11 protein-coding genes are annotated in these 15,744 nt (G+C 72.1%); 6 read left to right on the forward strand and 5 right to left on the reverse strand.

The window, feature by feature from the left end; translation table 11 throughout:
- Positions 1-146 precede the first annotated feature (146 nt).
- Positions 147-1,781, reverse strand: coding sequence for an asparagine synthetase B family protein (locus ACIBVN_RS37925; protein WP_397144937.1), 1,635 nt, complete (start codon positions 1,779-1,781; stop codon positions 147-149).
- 71 nt (positions 1,782-1,852) lie between these two features.
- Between ACIBVN_RS37925 and ACIBVN_RS37930 the strand changes: the two genes are divergently transcribed.
- The 4 genes from ACIBVN_RS37930 to ACIBVN_RS37945 all read left to right on the forward strand — a co-directional run bounded on the left by ACIBVN_RS37930 (position 1,853) and on the right by ACIBVN_RS37945 (position 7,119).
- A complete protein-coding gene (locus ACIBVN_RS37930; RefSeq protein ID WP_397144939.1) occupies positions 1,853-3,697 on the forward strand; it encodes a hypothetical protein in 1,845 nt (614 codons plus the stop codon).
- A 9-nt stretch (positions 3,698-3,706) separates the two neighbouring features.
- Complete coding sequence (locus tag ACIBVN_RS37935) at positions 3,707-4,330, forward strand: anticodon-binding protein (RefSeq protein WP_397144941.1); 624 nt, start codon at positions 3,707-3,709, stop codon at positions 4,328-4,330.
- A 120-nt stretch (positions 4,331-4,450) separates the two neighbouring features.
- Positions 4,451-5,833, forward strand: a complete 1,383-nt coding sequence (gene lysA / locus ACIBVN_RS37940; protein WP_397144943.1) for a diaminopimelate decarboxylase — start codon at positions 4,451-4,453, stop codon at positions 5,831-5,833.
- Positions 5,830-7,119, forward strand: coding sequence for a homoserine dehydrogenase (locus ACIBVN_RS37945; protein ID WP_397144945.1), 1,290 nt, complete (start codon positions 5,830-5,832; stop codon positions 7,117-7,119). The genes lysA and ACIBVN_RS37945 overlap by 4 nt, the downstream gene beginning before the upstream one ends.
- Here ACIBVN_RS37945 and ACIBVN_RS37950 read toward each other — a convergent pair.
- Genes ACIBVN_RS37950 through ACIBVN_RS37965 form a run of 4 tightly spaced genes read right to left on the reverse strand, consistent with a single transcriptional unit; the run spans position 7,116 to position 12,698 of the window.
- The gene (locus tag ACIBVN_RS37950; RefSeq protein ID WP_397144947.1) at positions 7,116-8,789 is read right to left on the reverse strand and encodes a glycosyltransferase; all 1,674 of its coding nucleotides are present in this window, start codon (positions 8,787-8,789) and stop codon (positions 7,116-7,118) included. The two genes, ACIBVN_RS37945 and ACIBVN_RS37950, sit on opposite strands and share 4 nt — an antisense overlap.
- Positions 8,786-10,768, reverse strand: coding sequence for a glycosyltransferase (locus tag ACIBVN_RS37955; protein WP_397144949.1), 1,983 nt, complete (start codon positions 10,766-10,768; stop codon positions 8,786-8,788). Before ACIBVN_RS37955 ends, ACIBVN_RS37950 begins: the two co-directional genes overlap by 4 nt.
- Complete coding sequence (locus ACIBVN_RS37960; protein ID WP_397144951.1) at positions 10,765-12,264, reverse strand: glycosyltransferase; 1,500 nt, start codon at positions 12,262-12,264, stop codon at positions 10,765-10,767. Before ACIBVN_RS37960 ends, ACIBVN_RS37955 begins: the two co-directional genes overlap by 4 nt.
- Positions 12,261-12,698, reverse strand: a complete 438-nt coding sequence (locus ACIBVN_RS37965) for a hypothetical protein (RefSeq protein ID WP_349450521.1) — start codon at positions 12,696-12,698, stop codon at positions 12,261-12,263. The genes ACIBVN_RS37960 and ACIBVN_RS37965 overlap by 4 nt, the downstream gene beginning before the upstream one ends.
- A gap of 236 nt (positions 12,699-12,934) precedes the next feature.
- Here ACIBVN_RS37965 and ACIBVN_RS37970 point away from each other — a divergent pair, with 236 nt between their 5' ends.
- A complete protein-coding gene (locus ACIBVN_RS37970) occupies positions 12,935-14,008 on the forward strand; it encodes a glycosyltransferase family 2 protein (RefSeq protein WP_397144953.1) in 1,074 nt (357 codons plus the stop codon).
- Positions 14,005-15,642 (forward strand): glycosyltransferase family 2 protein, encoded by a 1,638-nt coding sequence (locus ACIBVN_RS37975; protein ID WP_397144955.1) that lies wholly within the window; start codon positions 14,005-14,007, stop codon positions 15,640-15,642. The genes ACIBVN_RS37970 and ACIBVN_RS37975 overlap by 4 nt, the downstream gene beginning before the upstream one ends.
- The last annotated feature ends 102 nt before the right edge of the window (positions 15,643-15,744 follow it).

The following is a 15,744-nucleotide window of genomic DNA, read 5'->3' on the forward strand; positions in this document are numbered from 1 at the left end:
AGACCTGATTTGTGATCTGGTGCCCGTTTGTGCGGCGCTTACGGGCCGAACACTACCAGCCCGGTGGCTTTCCGGAACCCGCTTCTGCTGTGCCGGGGTTAGTACCCCGGAGATCCGCCTGTAATCACCCCGTTACCCAGAGTTCACTAAAAAGGTGGCGCGACGTCCGAGAGGTCGTTCTCGAAGTCGCTCAGCCACAGCCCGAAAAGCACCAATCCCCGCACCCAGAAGCGGTCGTTCCAGCCGTTGAACCTGGTCAGAGCGTCGGGCCCGCCGGCGATCACCTCGTGCAGCTCGTCCGACAGCAGCCCAGGCACCCGTCTCACCACAGTCTCCAGCATGCGGTGCGAATAATTTCGGGCGGGAGCGGCCGTGGACCGTAGCGGCACCCTCTGGAGTGGCTGCTTGACCACATTGGTCGAGGGGAGTGCGGCCACCCGTGGGTTGGCCGCGTGGAGCACCTCGCGGTAGAAACGGCCCTTGTCCTTGCGGGCCACGCCGACCGAGAGGGCGGCGTCGAAGAAACGCGGGTCGATGAACGGCGCCGCGAATGACGCCTCGGGCCCCACCAGGTTGACCGCCGAGCGCGCGATGCCCCGCACGGTCCTGGTGTGCAGCACCGAGAGCGGCAGCTCCGCCCGGTGCCCGTGGAGCATGGACGTGGCGGCCGCGAACTGCTCGCGTACGGTCTCCGCCATCCACTCGGCGGCGGCAGCGGACAGGAACGGCTGCGAGGGCGCGCCCAGCGACAGCGAGCCGAGGACGGCGGCGGAGCGCTCCGCCTGCGTCCTGGCCTCCAGCGCGGCCCCGCTGACCATGAAGTTCTTCAGCAGCGGCCCGCCCGCCAGGCCGTCGATGAGGATCCGGCCCGCGCCGTGCACCTCCTTGGCGAAGGGCGCGTACCAGGCGTGATGAGGCGTGAGGTACTCGAGCCTGCGGGCCACCTCGACCGCGTCATCGGGGTAGTCGGCGGCGTCCTGGGTGATCACCCGGTGCGGGATGCCCAGCTCCATGGTGATCGATCTGGCGAACGCGATGTCGGTGTCGGTGCCGTCGTCGGGGCTGGTCGTCCACGACTCGACATCCATGCCGCGAGCCTTGGCCACGCTGGCCAGCAGCCGGGAGTCGTAGCCGCCGCTGACCGGGACCAGCAGCTTGCGGCCGTCGTAGTCCTCATAGACCTCGTGGAGCAGGTCGACGATCTCGCGAGGGCTGATCCACGACTCGTACGGCTCCGTGCGCAGCCAGCGGGGCAGCCTGCGCTCGGTCGCGAGCAGGCCGTGCCGCCACACCAGCGCGCTCGACCCCGGCAGCCGCTTGACGTCGGCGTACGGCGTCGCCTCGCCCAGGGGGAAGGTCACCTGGATGATCGAGGCCCACGCCGACCAGTCGATCTCGATCGGCACGAGGCTGAGCAGCGGCTGGATCAGGGACGAGAAGTAGACCGCGTCGCCGTGGCGCACGTAGTAGACGTCCACGAGCCCCAGGGCGCCCGTGTGCAGCGTGACACGCTCGCCGTCGCCGATCAGCCCGGGCGTCTCGTACGTCTCCGCCACCGCAATCCAGTCGTCGGCGACGGCCGGCTTGCGCTCGCCCCAGGCGAACGCGAACGTGTTTCCCGCGCGCTGGTAGGGCGGCAGCGGCGTGGAGCTGAACAGCGCCGCCTCGGGCGACTGGAGCGCCGGCAGGACCCGCGGGCCGGCGGCGGTCAGCTTGCCGAGCATGGCGGTGTCGATCCGGCCCAGGGCGCCGCAGACGTAGGGCCGCACATTGAACTGCACCGGATCTCATCCCTTCGAGACGCTTGCGGCAAAAGAGTATCCTTTGCCGGGCTGAGGGAGCGGAGGCCCATTTGTCTACGGAGCTAGAGAGCACGCGTAAAGCCCTGCGGGATGCCGTCGCGCAGGCCGAGCGCGCGGCAGAGCTGGCCAGGCTGCTGGACGCCGCCCAGGCCAAGCTGGCCGCCGCCGAGCAGAGCGTCGAGGAGGCCAAGGCGCTGGCCGAGCGGCTGAGCGAGGCCGAGGAGCGGCTCGCGGTCGAGGAGGCCGCTGCGGAGAAGCTGCGCAAGGACCTGGCCGAGCAGCGCTTCCAGGCCGAGGTCGCCAACTGGAAGCTGTCCTCGATCAAGGTCGCCCGCTGGAACCGCCTCGGTGACGCTCTCAAGAGCGGCAAGAGCAACCCGGTGCGGCTGGCCAAGGGCCTCAGGGGCGCCGCCAAGCCCGTCAAGCGGCCCACCGCGCCCAAGCGCAAGCCACCCGCGGCCGTCAAGCCCAAGGATGAGCGCCCAGGGGCCGCGTTCCAGGCCACCAGCACGACCAGGACGCTCGGGGGCGCCTCGTTCAGGCTCAAGCCCTTCCGGGTGCCGACAGGGCCCAACACCCGGCCGCACCTGACGGCCGGGGTGATCGCCGACCCGCACGTTGAGGCGCTGCTGCGCTACGAGTGGCGGCAGACGACCGGCTTCACGCCCCGTGACTTCGCCAGGGTGCTCCCGCTGGAGGTGCCCCACCTGCTGGTGGTCGAGTCCGTCACGCAGGGGCCGTGGGCCGAGGAGATCACCGGCGAGCCGGGCGAGGGGCTCAAGGCGCTGCTCGCCTGGTGCGCCGAGCGCGGCATCCGCACCGTCTTCTGGCACACGCAGGGTGACGTGGCCGCGTACGCCGCGGCGGCCGAGCTGTTCGAGCACCGGTTCACGACCGATCTCACGGTGGCCTGGCCGCGGCTGCAGTTCGGGGTGCAGCCCAGGGTGCACAACCCGCTGCCGCTGTCCGGCGGGCGCATCGACCGGGTGCTCACGCTCGACCAGCTCCTGTCCGAGCACCTGACGTACCCCGACGTGCTGACCTCCTACCGGTGGCCGGCCGGCGTGGAGTGCCCGCCGGGGACGCCCCAGTGGCGGCTGGCCGAGCTCGCCGCCTGCGGCACGCCCATCGGTCCCGAGCCCGACACCCGGCGGGCGCACGTGGCGCTGCGGCGGGCGTACCAGATGGGCACGATGACCGAGCGCATCGACGAACTGCTCGACGCGATCGGCCTGCCCAGTGCCCGCGCCACCCTCAACACCTCGGTCCTGCTGCCGATCGCGGACCCGTACCTGATGGAGCACGCGCTGGCGCAGGTCGCCAAGCAGTCGGGGGTCGACCAGCTCATCGTCATCGGGCCGCCGGAGTCGGAGCAGCGGGCCCGCGACGTGCTGCCGGACGTGGAGATCGTCCATCGCCGCACGCAGCCGGAGATGACCGTGGGCGCGATGCTCGGCGCCGGCATCGACCTGTGCGAGGCCGACCTGGTGGCGGTCATGGACCCGCGCGACGTGTACGGCGCGCACTACCTGTCGGACCTGCGGCGGGCCTTCCTCTTCAGCACCGCCGACATCGTGGGCAAGGCCGCCTTCTACGCCCACCTGCGCAAGCCTCAGGCCACGCTGATCAAGCAGCCCGACGCCGAGTACACGTACGTCCCCGAGATCGTCGGCGCGACCCTCCTGGCCCGCAGGAACGCGCTGCGCGAGCTGGGCTTCGCCGACCTCACCGACGGGTGGGACGAGGTGCTCATGCGGCAGTGCCGCACGGACGGGATCAAGGTGTTCTCGGCCGACCGGTTCGGCTACGTGCGGGTGCGCGACGAGGACCGCTGGCTGCTGGGGGCTGCCCAGCTGGTCGAGTACGGCTCCGCCGAGCCACACGCGCTCATCTAGAGTCGTCGTGTGAGCGCACGGGAGCTGGCCGGCGTGCTGGGGGAGCCGCCCGCGCCCGAGGGTTCGTGGGAGCGGGAGGCGGTGTACGTCTCAGCGGCGGCCCTGCGGCGGCGGCTGCCCGCGCACGTGCTCGCCGACCGGGTGCGGGCGGTGCCCGGGGTGGCCGGCGTGGAGGTGCGGGGCGACGGCCTCCTGCGGATCACCGTGACGGTGCCAGGCGCGCTGCTGGAGTCCATGGAGCCGGCCGGCATCCCGGAGCCGGCCTGGCCGGACTTTCCCCGCACGTGGGACAACCCTGGGTTCGTGGTGCGCTACGGGCATGCGCGGGCCTGCTTCGTGCGGCGCTGGGCCCGGGAGCTCGGGGTGCCGGCGACCGGGTTCCGGCCCGAGCTGCTCGACGACCCCGTCGATCGGCGGGTGCTGCGGCTGCTTGCCGAGATCCCGGGGCGGATGGTCAGCAGGGAGCCCGGGTGGGAGACGTACCTCGTGCGGCTGGCGCTGGCCTATCACGACGCGCACGAGCGCGCGCCCGCCGTGCCGGTCGGCGACGAGGCGCCGGGGCCCGTGCACACGGCGCGGGTGCGCCTGGCGGAGGCCGTACGAGGCGTGCTGCCGGGACCGGAGCGAATGTGAGTAGAAAATATCCGGCCAAATGGCGAAAAATCGTAAAAATATCCCTTGTAGAGCTTGATCGCGTCTCGATACGTGGGCAGTGGGTCATGGCTCACTTGCTGTTCCGATAGCCTCGATCGGGTGAGCCGATTCGTCCATCCCGCCGGGGACCGGCATGCCGAGATGCTGCCCCACGAGCGCCCGCCGGTGGCGCCCGCCGACCTCAACCGGATCAACCCCGCGATCTGGCCGCGAACGTCGACCCGGACCGATGGCGCGCTCACTGTCGGCGGCGTGGACGTGCGCGAGCTGGCCCGCGAGCACGGCACGCCGCTCTACGTCCTCGACGAGGCCGACGTGCGCTCGCGCATGCGCGACTACGCCACGGCCTTCGCCGGCTCCGAGGTCCACTACGCCGGCAAGGCGTTCCTGTGCAAGGAGATCGTGCGCTGGCTCCACGACGAGGGCCTGGGGCTCGACGTGGCCAGCAGCGGCGAGTTGGCGGTCGCGCTCAGCGTCGGGTTCCCCGCCGAGCGCATCACGATGCACGGCAACAACAAGTCCGCCGCCGAGCTGACCAGGGCGCTCGAGGCCGGCGTCGGGCACATCGTGGCCGACTCCTACGAGGAGATCGCCAGGCTCGGCTACCTCGCCGAGCAGCTGGGCAAGCGGCCCAAGGTGATGATCCGGGTGACCACCGGGGTCGAGGCGCACACGCACGAGTTCATCGCGACGGCGCACGACGACCAGAAGTTCGGGCTGTCGCTCAACACCGGTGCCGCCGCCGAGGCCGTGCGCCGCGTCCTCGCCCTCCCGCAGCTCGAGCTGGTCGGGCTGCACTCGCACATCGGGTCCCAGATCGTCGACACGGCCGGGTTCGAGGTGGCGGCCAGGCGCCTGACCGCGCTGCTCGTGCAGATCAAGCAGGAGCACGGCGTCGTGCTGCCCGAGCTCGACCTCGGCGGCGGCTACGGCATCGCCTACGTCGAGGGCGACGAGGCGCCCGACATCAAGGAGCTGGCCGACAGCCTGCGCGAGATCGTCACCAAGGTCTGCAAGGACGCGGGCCTGCCCGTGCCCAGGCTGACCGTGGAGCCGGGGCGCACCGTCATCGGCCCCGGGGGCATCACTCTCTACGAGGTCGGCACGATCAAGGACGTCGAGGGCCTGCGCACCTACGTGAGCGTCGACGGCGGCATGAGCGACAACGTGCGCACCGCGCTCTACGGCGCCGAATACACCGCCGTGCTGGCCAGCCGCGAGAGCACCGCCGAGCCCATGCTCAGCCGCCTGGTCGGCAAGCACTGCGAGAGCGGCGACATCATCGTGCGTGACTTCCACCTGCCCTCCGACCTCGCGCCCGGCGACCTGATCGCGGTGGCCGCGACGGGGGCCTACTGCCGCTCGCTGGCCAGCAACTACAACTACCTGCCCAAGCCCGCCGTGGTCGCCGTCTCCGGCGGCGAGTCGCGGGTGATCGTGCAGGGCGAGACCGAGGACGACCTGTTGAGGGGGCAGCTGTGAAACCGCTGAAGGTGGCTCTCCTGGGCTGCGGCGTCGTCGGCACGCAGGTCATCAGGCTCATGCACGAGCAGGCCGGCGACCTCGCCGCACGCATCGGCGCCCCGCTGGAGCTGGCCGGGGTCGCGGTGCGCCGGCTCGGCCGCAAGCGCGACGTGGACGTGGATCCCGCGCTGTTCACCACCGACGCCGAGGCGCTGGTCACCCGCGACGACATCGACATCGTCATCGAGGTCATCGGCGGCATCGAGCCCGCCCGCACGCTGATCGTCTCGGCCCTGTCCAGGGGCAAGTCGGTGGTCACGGCCAACAAGGCGCTGCTGGCCGAGGACGGCGCCACCCTGCACGAGGCCGCCAGGAAGGGCAACGGCGACCTCTACTTCGAGGCCAGCGTGGCTGGGGCCATCCCGCTGCTGCGCCCCCTGCGCGAGTCGCTGGCCGGCGACCACGTCAAGCGGGTGCTCGGCATCGTGAACGGCACCACCAACTACATCCTCGACAAGATGGACACGACCGGGGCGTCCTTCACCGACGCCCTGGAGGAGGCCCAGACCCTGGGCTATGCGGAGGCGGACCCGACGGCCGACGTCGAGGGCTTCGACGCCGCCGCCAAGGCCGCCATCCTGGCCGGGCTCGCCTTCCACAGCCGCGTCACGGCCGCCGAGGTGCACCGCGAGGGCATCACCGAGATCACCGCCACCGACGTCGCCTCGGCCAAGGACATGGGCTACGTCATCAAGCTGCTGGCCATCTGCGCCCGCTCCGACGACGGCCGCTCGTTCGGGGTGCGGGTGCACCCGGCGATGATCCCGCGGACGCATCCGCTGGCCGGCGTGCGGGAGGCGTACAACGCGGTCTTCGTGGAGGCGGAGTCGGCGGGGCAGCTCATGTTCTACGGCAAGGGGGCGGGCGGCGCGCCCACCGCCTCGGCCGTCCTGGGCGACCTGGTGGCCGTCGCCAGAAACCGCCTGGCGGGCACGCGCGGGCCTGAGGAGTCGACCTACGCGGACCTGACGGCCCATCCCATGGGCGACACGGTCACGCGCTGCCACGTGGCTCTCGACGTGGCCGACAAGCCGGGCGTGCTGGCGCGGGTGGCCGAGCTGTTCGCCAAGCACGACGTGTCGATCCAGACCGTGCGCCAGGAGGGGCACGGGGACGACGCCCAGCTCGTCATCGTCACCCACCGCGCCACCGACGCGGCGCTGTCGGCGACCATGGAGGAGCTGCGGGAGCTGGACATCGTACGCGCCGTGGCCAGCGTGATGCGCGTCGAGGGCGACGACTAGCCTTCCGGGAAGGCCAGGCTGCGGACCTTGCGGACGGCTCTCCTGAGCACCGTGCGGTTCTGGGCGCGGGCGAGGCGGACCGCCTCTCTGCGCCAGGCCTCGGCCTTCTCGCGCCAGCGGGCCGCGTCCCTGCCGTTCTTGCCCGCCTCGCGCCGCAGCTGCGCCATCTCCGCCCGCAGCGCGGCCACGCGCTTGCGGTAGAGGGCGATCTCCTTGTCGTGCTCGGCCGTGAGCCGCGCGACCTCCGAGACCGGCTTCTTGCGCGGCGGATAGACCGCGGGGCGGCGCTTGAACCCCCAGCTCTCCCCGTCCAGCCACTCCAGGCCGAAGAGGGCGTCGATGAGGTCGTCCCAGTCGTCGTCCGGTGCCGCCACCAGCGCGGCCCGGGACTGGGCCGCCGTACGGTCCAGGCGGGCGAGCGTGACGCCCTCCGCGCTCTCGTCCAGGGCCACGCAGACGGCGCCCAGGTCGTGCTCCTCCATGTGGGCCACCAGGCGTTCCACCGTGTCCTTCGAGGGGACCCAGCCGGGCGGGACCGAGAGCCGGAACGGGGGCGTCCCCTCGAGCGGCCCGGTCAGGTGGACGCGGGGGTCGTGGGCGAAGTTCGCGTGGATGAGGCGGAGGTCGAGGTACGGGTCGGCGAGCGGGGAGCGGCGGCCGGCGGTCAAGGCGTCCCACCGGCCGGGGACGGTGACCCTGATGTCCGGGATCGAGCTCGCCAGGAGGCCGTCGACCGTGGCCCGGACGTCCTCGTACGAGCCGGCCTGCACCGTGGCGTCCACGTACGGCACCAGCCACTGGCGGCCGGCGTCGGTGCGGAGGTAGCGGCGGTAGGGGACCCGGTCGGCGACGTACGGGTCGTTGTACCGCTTCAGCGCCGCGAAGTCGCGCATCGCCGTCGGGAGCCCGATGTGCCACGCACGGGACTGCGGGTCCGGCACGAACACCGCGCCCGCCTGGGTGAGGCGGTAGCCCAGCTCCGTGTCCTCGGCCAGGACCAGGGACGTGTCCATGCCGCCGATCGAGCGCAGCAGCGTGGCCGGGTACGACACCGTGGCGCCCACGTGGACGCGGGTGGCCAGGGAACTGGGGGCGGTGCGCAGTCCGTCGTGGTCGTGGATGATCCGCTCGGCCCAGTCGTGGCGGTGCGGCGCGAGGGGGAAGAGCTCGCCTTCCGTGCCCGTCTCCAGCGCCTGGCGTACCTGCTCCTGGGTCGGGAGGTCGGTGGCGGCGGTGAAGTCGATCCAGCCCAGCGCCACCACGTACGGGGCCAGGTGGTGCCAGCGGAGCTGGGCCTCCACGTGCTGCCTGTGCGGGACCATGTCGGCGTCCAGGACGAACACGACCTCGCCGGCCGCGGCGTCCAGCCCCGCCTGCACGGCCCAGGCCCGGCCCCAGCCGCCCGGCGGGCTGGAGATCAGCTTGGTCCTCGCCGGGACGAGCTCGGGGAGGTGGAGCGGGGTGGCGCTGCCGTCGTCCACGACGATGACGTCGATGAGGCGCTCGGGGTAGCTCTGGGCGGCGAGGGCGGCCAGGGCGAGGTCCAGCGTGTCCTGGCGGTCGTGGGCCGGGATGACGACCGTGACCGTGAGCGTGGGCTCCCATTCGCCCAGGGCGGGCGGGGTGAGAACGCCGAAGTCGTTGCGCCGGATGCGCGGAATGCCTGTCATGGGGTCCCGTCCATGGCCATGAGGGCGTTCGGGCGGAAGCCGCGCCACTGCTGCCTGTTGCGCTGCAGGAACGTCCCGATCGGCTCCCGCCACGTGTGGTTGGCCGCCGGGCCCCTGCGCAGGATGTAGCCGAGCCCGTGCGTGCGGTAGATCTGCCCGCCCGCCGCCTGCAGGGCCTCCTGGAACTGGGTGTCCACCGAGCGCCGCAGCGGCCGGAACCCGCCCACCGCCTGGAACGCCGAGCGCTCCACCAGGATCGTCCCCCCGGCGATGAAGCTGGTGATCTGCTCGGTGACCTGCTTGCGGTGCACGGTGACGTCGATGGACGACAGGTACACGAACTCCGGCACCGTGCCGACCACCTGGGCGCCCGAGTACGAATGCGCCAGCAGCAGGTCGGACAGGAAGTCGGGGCCGTACCAGTCGTCGTCGTCCATCTTCAGCAGGAACGACCCCGAGGCCCGCGCGGCGGCGTCGTTCAGCACCCCGCCGAACACGGCCTGGGGGTCGGCCTCGAACACCGTCAGCGGGCCCTCGAACGCCGCGATCGCCTTGGCCACGTCCGGGTGGTCCTGGGAGACGCCGTGCAGGGCGAGGATCACCTCGAGCTGCGCGCCGCGCTGGCGGGCGACCTGGTCGAGCGCGAACGACACCATGTCGGTGCGGCGGGTCGCCAGCAGCACCGAGGTGAGCGGGGGAGCGGGGGCCGGAGCGCCGAGCTGCTCCCATCGTGCGGCGACACCGTGGGTACGGAGTGCGGCGCGGCGCAGGCGGATGCTGTGCTCCTCGCGCCGCAAATCATCCGAAATATCCGGGCAATGCTCGATCAATCCGATTATTTCGTCACCGAGTGCGCCCGCCCATCGCGGCACCGACTCCGCGCGCAGCGGCACCCCGGCGGCGGCCAGCCCGGCCAGCACCCGCACGGCGGCCAGCGGACCGCTGTGCGGGTGCCGCCAGTCCACCTCGACGCCGCGGATCTGCCGCAATCTGGCCACGTCCGCGTCGGTGACCCCGCCGGACTCGGCGAACGACGTCACGACCTTCCCGTCCAGCACCACCGACCACCGGCCGTCCCGCTCGGTCAGCGACGCCATGCCGCGCGAGGGGGTGGTGACGAAGCCCTGGGGGTTCACGAGGCGTTCGTCCACGGGCGGGATCATGGAGGGCTCGCCCAGCACGTCGGGGTCGGCCAGCGGCGAGTCGGTCATACCCGGCCGCCCGAGGCGCTCCCAGCTCACGGCCCCCAGCGTCGGACGCTCGATGGGCGTCTCGTCCCCGGCCCAACCGATGACCTCCGCCTCCGTGGCCTGGACGTCGCCGGTCTCCGCCGCGCCGTTCTGCCGCGCCGCTCCGCCGGTCCGCGCGAGCGTGCGGAGCGCCACGTCGCTGCCCGGCGCGCCAACCCGCTCGGGCACCGGCCCCCCCACCTCGGCGGGTGTCGCGTTCGGGTCGCCGGGGCGCCAGTCCGCGGCCCCGACGCCCGCGATCGCCGCCGCGGGCGCCGCGATGACGTCGAGGCGGTGCCCCGCGAACGCCCGCGCCGTCGCCGCCACGGTACGGCCCGCGGGCGTGGGCGCGGAGAACCGGGCATCGACCACCCAGACCCGGTTTTTGGGCTGGTACACCCGCAGATCCGTCAGAGACCGCCACCGGTGCGCGGGCGTCGGCGTGGGCACCGGCGCGGGATGGGCGGCGGGCGTGTCCAGCACGGCCACCACCACCCGCTCGGCCTGGGGCAACAGCTTGTGCAGCGTCGCGATCCTGCGCAGGTCGGCCGGCGTCCTGGCCAGCACGAGGACCTCGGCCGCCTGCTCGGGTTCGGCGGGCGGCTCCAGCAGGTCCCGGTCGAGGTCCGCGACCCTCCGCGTGCCGTCGGCGGGTTCGCGGCCGGCCGCGGCGTAGATCGGGGCGACGTCGTCGATCCCGGCGAAGAAGACGCGCGCGCCGCGTAGCTCCGCCATCAGTTCCCGGATCATCCGGCGCTCCGCAGCTGCCTGATCAGCGAGCTCAACCCGCCACGGCCCGCCCGGTCGTCGGCGGGCGGCTCGGCGGAGAGCCGCTCGACCTCGGCCGCGAGCCGCTCCACCTCCGCGCGCAGCTTCTTGACCTCCTTCTGCCGCTCCCCGGCCAGGGCCCGCCACTTCGCGGGGTCTCCGGCCAGCGGCTCGGCCTCCTCCGCCGTCGCGAAGCCGTACTCGCCGCCGCTGACCCACTCGGACCCGAACATCTCGTCCACCAGGTCATCGGCCGCGCCGTCGAGCAGGGAGGCGCGGCCGAACGCCGCCGTGCGCTCCAGGCGGGCGGCCACGACCCCTGACGCGCCCTCCGACAGCGCGACGCTGACCAGGCCGAGCAGGTCGCGGTCCGCATGACGGACGAGCCTGGCGAGGGTGTCGGCGCCCAGTACCCACCCGGTGGGCACGCTGAGCAGGAAGGGGGCGGGCGCGGCGGAGACGGGTACGCTCTCCGCGAACGACACCCGGGGCTCGTGCGCGTAGAGGTTGTCCAGCAGGCGCAGCTCGAGGAAGGGGTCGTCGAGGTTGGAGCGGCGTTCGCCGGTCAGCTTGTCCCAGGGGCCGACGATCGTCACGGCCGCGTCGGTGAGCGTGCCCGCGAGGGCCGAGTCCACGGTGGCCCGCGTCTCCTCGTAGGTGGTCGCGGCCACGACCACCTGCACGTACGGCACCCGCCAGTGACGCCTGGGATGGTTGCGCAGCCAGCGCAGGACGGGGATGAAGTCGCCGAGATAGGACCAGTTGTGCCGGTGCACCTCCTTCTCCCGCAACATCACGGTGGAGGGCCCGACATGCCACGCCCTGGCCTCGGCGTCGGGGATGAACACCGCTCCCGCCTGCGCCAGCCGGTAGCCGAGCTCGGTGTCCTCGGCCATGTTCAGGGAGGTGTCCACACCGCCCGCCGCGCGGAGCAGATCGGCCCGCACGGACGTGGACGCGCCCGTGTGCAGCAGGTACGCGCTCGCGCCCGCGTCCTTGAGCCGCCTGGAGGACTCCAGGGTCTTCCTCGTGTACTCGGACTGGACGCCCTCCTCGCCCGCCTTCTCCACGAACCGCGTGTCCCCGATCACCACCGCGTAGTCGATCAGGTGGTGCCAGCGCATGTGCGCCTCGATGTGGTCGTCCGCGAGGAGCATGTCGGAGTCGAGCCAGTGGATCACGTCCCCGGTGGCCGCGAGCTGCCCCGCCTGCCTGGCCGCGCCGCGCCCCCACCCGCCGGACACCCGTACGACCCGGGCGCCCGGCACGTCGAGCGGCGGCTCGCTCCCGTCGTCCGCGACCACCACTTCCATCAGCTCAGCGGGATACGTCTGCCGCGCGAGCGCCGGAACCGTGCGCTCCAGCGCCTCCGCGCTGTTGTAGGCCGGGATGACCACCGAGACCCGCAGCGCGGGCTCCCACGCGCCCACGGCGGGAGGGCGCAGCACCCCGTAGTCGTTGTGCCTGACCCGCGTCATACGGAGTCCTTGGCCAGCGCGCGGACTTCCTCGCGCAGCTCCTCCACCTCTCGTGCCCGCGCCATGGCGTTCACCCGGTCCTCCCCGAGCGAGGCCAGGATCGCGCCGAGATCGTCGGCCCGCCGCGCGGCCGAGTCCTCGACCGCCTGCACCAGCAGGTCCAGCCTGGTCTCGATCTTCTTGAGCGCGGTGGTGGTCCGCGCCAGCTCCGCCTCGTACTTCTTGATCCGCAGGTCGATCCGGTGCGCCTTGCCGTCGACACGGCGCACGGTGAGCACGAGGAACGCGAGGGCCGCCAGCGTGACCAGGAAGGCCACCGCGGTCGCGGCCGCGCCGAGCGTGATCAGGTCGGCGAGCACGAGGAGCGCGAGCACTCCGACGGCCAGAGCTGCAAGGATTGCGGCGGTCGCCGCCAGTCGGCGGGGCGAAAGCATCCGCGCATACCTTTCGTAGTTCAACGCTTGTCGGGACATCACCGGGCGTCAGGGACATCTCGGGATTATTGACACCTTAATAAACAACCGTCCCTACGGTGCCACAGGTTCCTGGAGGAAAACTGAGAATCATGTCCGATTCGCCTACGGCATAGGGCCTGCCGAATGTGGCGGAGGGGTCTACCAGTCAGTAAAACCGGCGTAAGGTAGGCGCCGACCGAGTCTCAAGGAGGTCCATGTCCATCACCCCTTGTGGCTTCGCGCGTACGCCGGAGAAGGGGCTGGCCCGCCTGCACTGGGCAGACGGCGGCTGGGCGGTCGAGGGTCAGGCGCCCGACGTGCCCGCGCTGCGCCCGCTGCGCGGGCTGGAGATCGAGTGGCCCGCCGCCGAAGTGCCCCTGGAAGGTCTGCTGCGCCTGGCCGCCGCCGGGATCCCGCTGACCGCCGAGCGGGCGGCGCCCTGGGTGCCCGGCGACCTGGCGGCGGTGCTCACCGACCGCGACTGGCTCTGCCACGCGCCCGACGGCGGCGCGCGTTCGCTGGCCGACCTGCGCAGGGAGGAGCACAGCGTACGCCTGCGCCGCCTGGCGCACCCCGTCGCCAAGCCCAAGATCAGCATCATCATGTCAAGCAGGCGGTCAAGGATGGTGGGGGCGGCGCTGGCCCAGATGGAGGCGCAGCGGGACGTCGAGGTCGAGGTGCTGCTCGGGCTGCATGGGGTGGGGTTCGAGGAGGTACGCGAGCCGGTCGAGTCCTGTTCGCTGCCCGTGAAATGGATCGAGGCGCCGGAGTCCGTGCCGTTCGGCGAGGTGCTCAACCGGTTGGCGTCGCTCGCGAGCGGCGACTATCTGGCGAAATGGGATGACGACGACTGGTACGGGCCTCGCCACCTGGGTGATCTGTTCATGGCTCTGTCGTACTCAGAGGCCGATGTGGTGGGCACGACGGCGGAGTTCTTCTACTTGGAGCCGTTACGGGCCACGGTGCGGCGCACGACGTTCGCCAGCGGGGCGGCGTATCCGAGCGAGGTGTGGGCCGATCACGTGGCCGGCGGGACGATCCTGGCATCTCGGGAGAAATTTTGGGAAATTGGTGGATTTCCCTGGTTACCGCGGGCCGTTGATCTCGAATTCCTGAAACTGGCGCAAAAGGCCGGTGCGCGCGTCTACCGTACTCACGGGCTGGGCTACGTCCTGCGCAGAGGGCTCAGCGACGAGCACACCTGGCAGCTGCCGCTCGCCCACTTCCTCAAGGTGGCCGTCAACCAGTGGCGCGGCTTCCGCCCCAGCCTGCTGATGGAAGCCGCATGACGACGAGTGCCGTAAGAGTGCGAGGCAACGATTACCGGGTCATCGAGCCCATCTCCGGTGACTTCACCCCGGAGCTCAAAGTCAGCGTCGTCATCCCGGCGCACGGCCGGCAGGACGCGCTCGACTTGGTGCTGGCCGGGCTGGCCAGGCAGACGTACCCGGCGGAGCTGACCGAGGTCATCGTCGTCGACAACGGCAGCACACCCCCGCTGCGCCTGCCCGCCGTCCGCCCGGAGGACACGCGCCTGATCGTCTGCGCGGAGCCGGGGCGCGCCGCCGCCCGCAACGCGGGTCTGGCCCAGGCGACGGGCGACGTGATCCACTGGCTCGACTCCGACGTGGTGCTCACCCCGGGCGCGATCGAGGCCCACATGCGCTGGCACCACGCCGCCCCCTACCTCGTCGTGACCGGCTACATCCGCTTCACCGACGCGGAGCTGCCCGCCGAGCTCCCCGACGACCTGGAAAAGCACTTCGAACCCGCCGAGCCGCACGCCTGGATCGTCGACCTGGTCGAGCGCACCGACGGACTCACCGACAACCCCCAGCGCCCGTTCAGCCTGCACGTCGGGGGCGCGACCTCGGTCAACGCCCGGCTCGTCGAGGCGGCGGGCCCGATGGACGACGAGCTGATCCTGGGCCAGGACACCGAGCTGGGCTACCGGCTCAGCCAGGCGGGCGCGGTCTTCGTGCCCGAGCCCGCGGCGCGCGCGTACCACCTCGGGCCCACGATGCGGATGCGCGACAAGCAGCGGATCGACCGGGTGAGCCACGCGTTCGTGGCCGACCGCATCCCGTCCTACCGCTGGCTGCGCGGGCATTCCGGGCGGCAGTGGAAGGTCCCGTACGTCACCGTGGTGGTGGACGGCACGGTGGGCTACGACGCGGTGCGCGACACCGTGGACGCGCTGCTCGCCGGCACCGTTCCCGACATCTCCGTGCTCCTCCTCGGCCCGTGGAACTCCCTCGAGCGCGACCGCCGCGCGCCGCTGAAGGACCCCGACCTCGAACTGGTGCTGGTCCACGGCCACTACCGGCATGAGGGACGGGTACGCCTGTACCCCACGGAGTCCGTCGACCCGGCCGTGCCCTTCGTGCTGCGCCTGCCGACCGGCTGGATCCCCGGCGAGGACTCGCTCGCCCGCCTGCTCGACCTGGCCCGCGACGAGGGCCTGGGCCTGGTGAACGTGCTGCTCCACGAGTCGTCCCAGGGCGTCGTCGCGGCCCGCCTGGAACGCACGTCCGCCTTCGCCAGGGCCCACCTCGTGGCGGCTCCGGAGGAAGACCTCGACGACGTGGTGGACGCGGTGTCCGGTGTTTCCTGGGTGGAGGGCCAGACGTACGGGTTCACCACCGAGGCCGCGCCCCTGCTCGGGCGGCGGGGGTCGTACCGGGCCAGGGTGGAGGCCCAGGCCGAGGCGGCCCGGCTGGCCAAGGAGGCGGAGCGGCTGCGGGGGCAGGTGGCCAAGTGGAAGGAGGAGGCGGGGCGCTGGCGCAAGTCGGCGGTGGAGCTGCGGCGCGAGGTCGGCACGCTGCGCCGCCAGCTGGCCGCCGCCAACCGCGCCCAGCAGAGCGTGCGGGCCGTGGTGTCGACGACGATGAAACGCGCCTTACGCAAACGGCCACGCGACTGACGACTTCGTTGCGCCGCCCGCCCGCCGGGGCGCGCGCGTCCGGTGGCGCGCCCTTGTGCGGCGGCGCGCTCCTCGTGGTGGTGCGCACTTTGTGTGGTGGCG

This window comes from Nonomuraea sp. NPDC049400, from assembly GCF_044466425.1.
Classification (GTDB): domain Bacteria; phylum Actinomycetota; class Actinomycetes; order Streptosporangiales; family Streptosporangiaceae; genus Nonomuraea.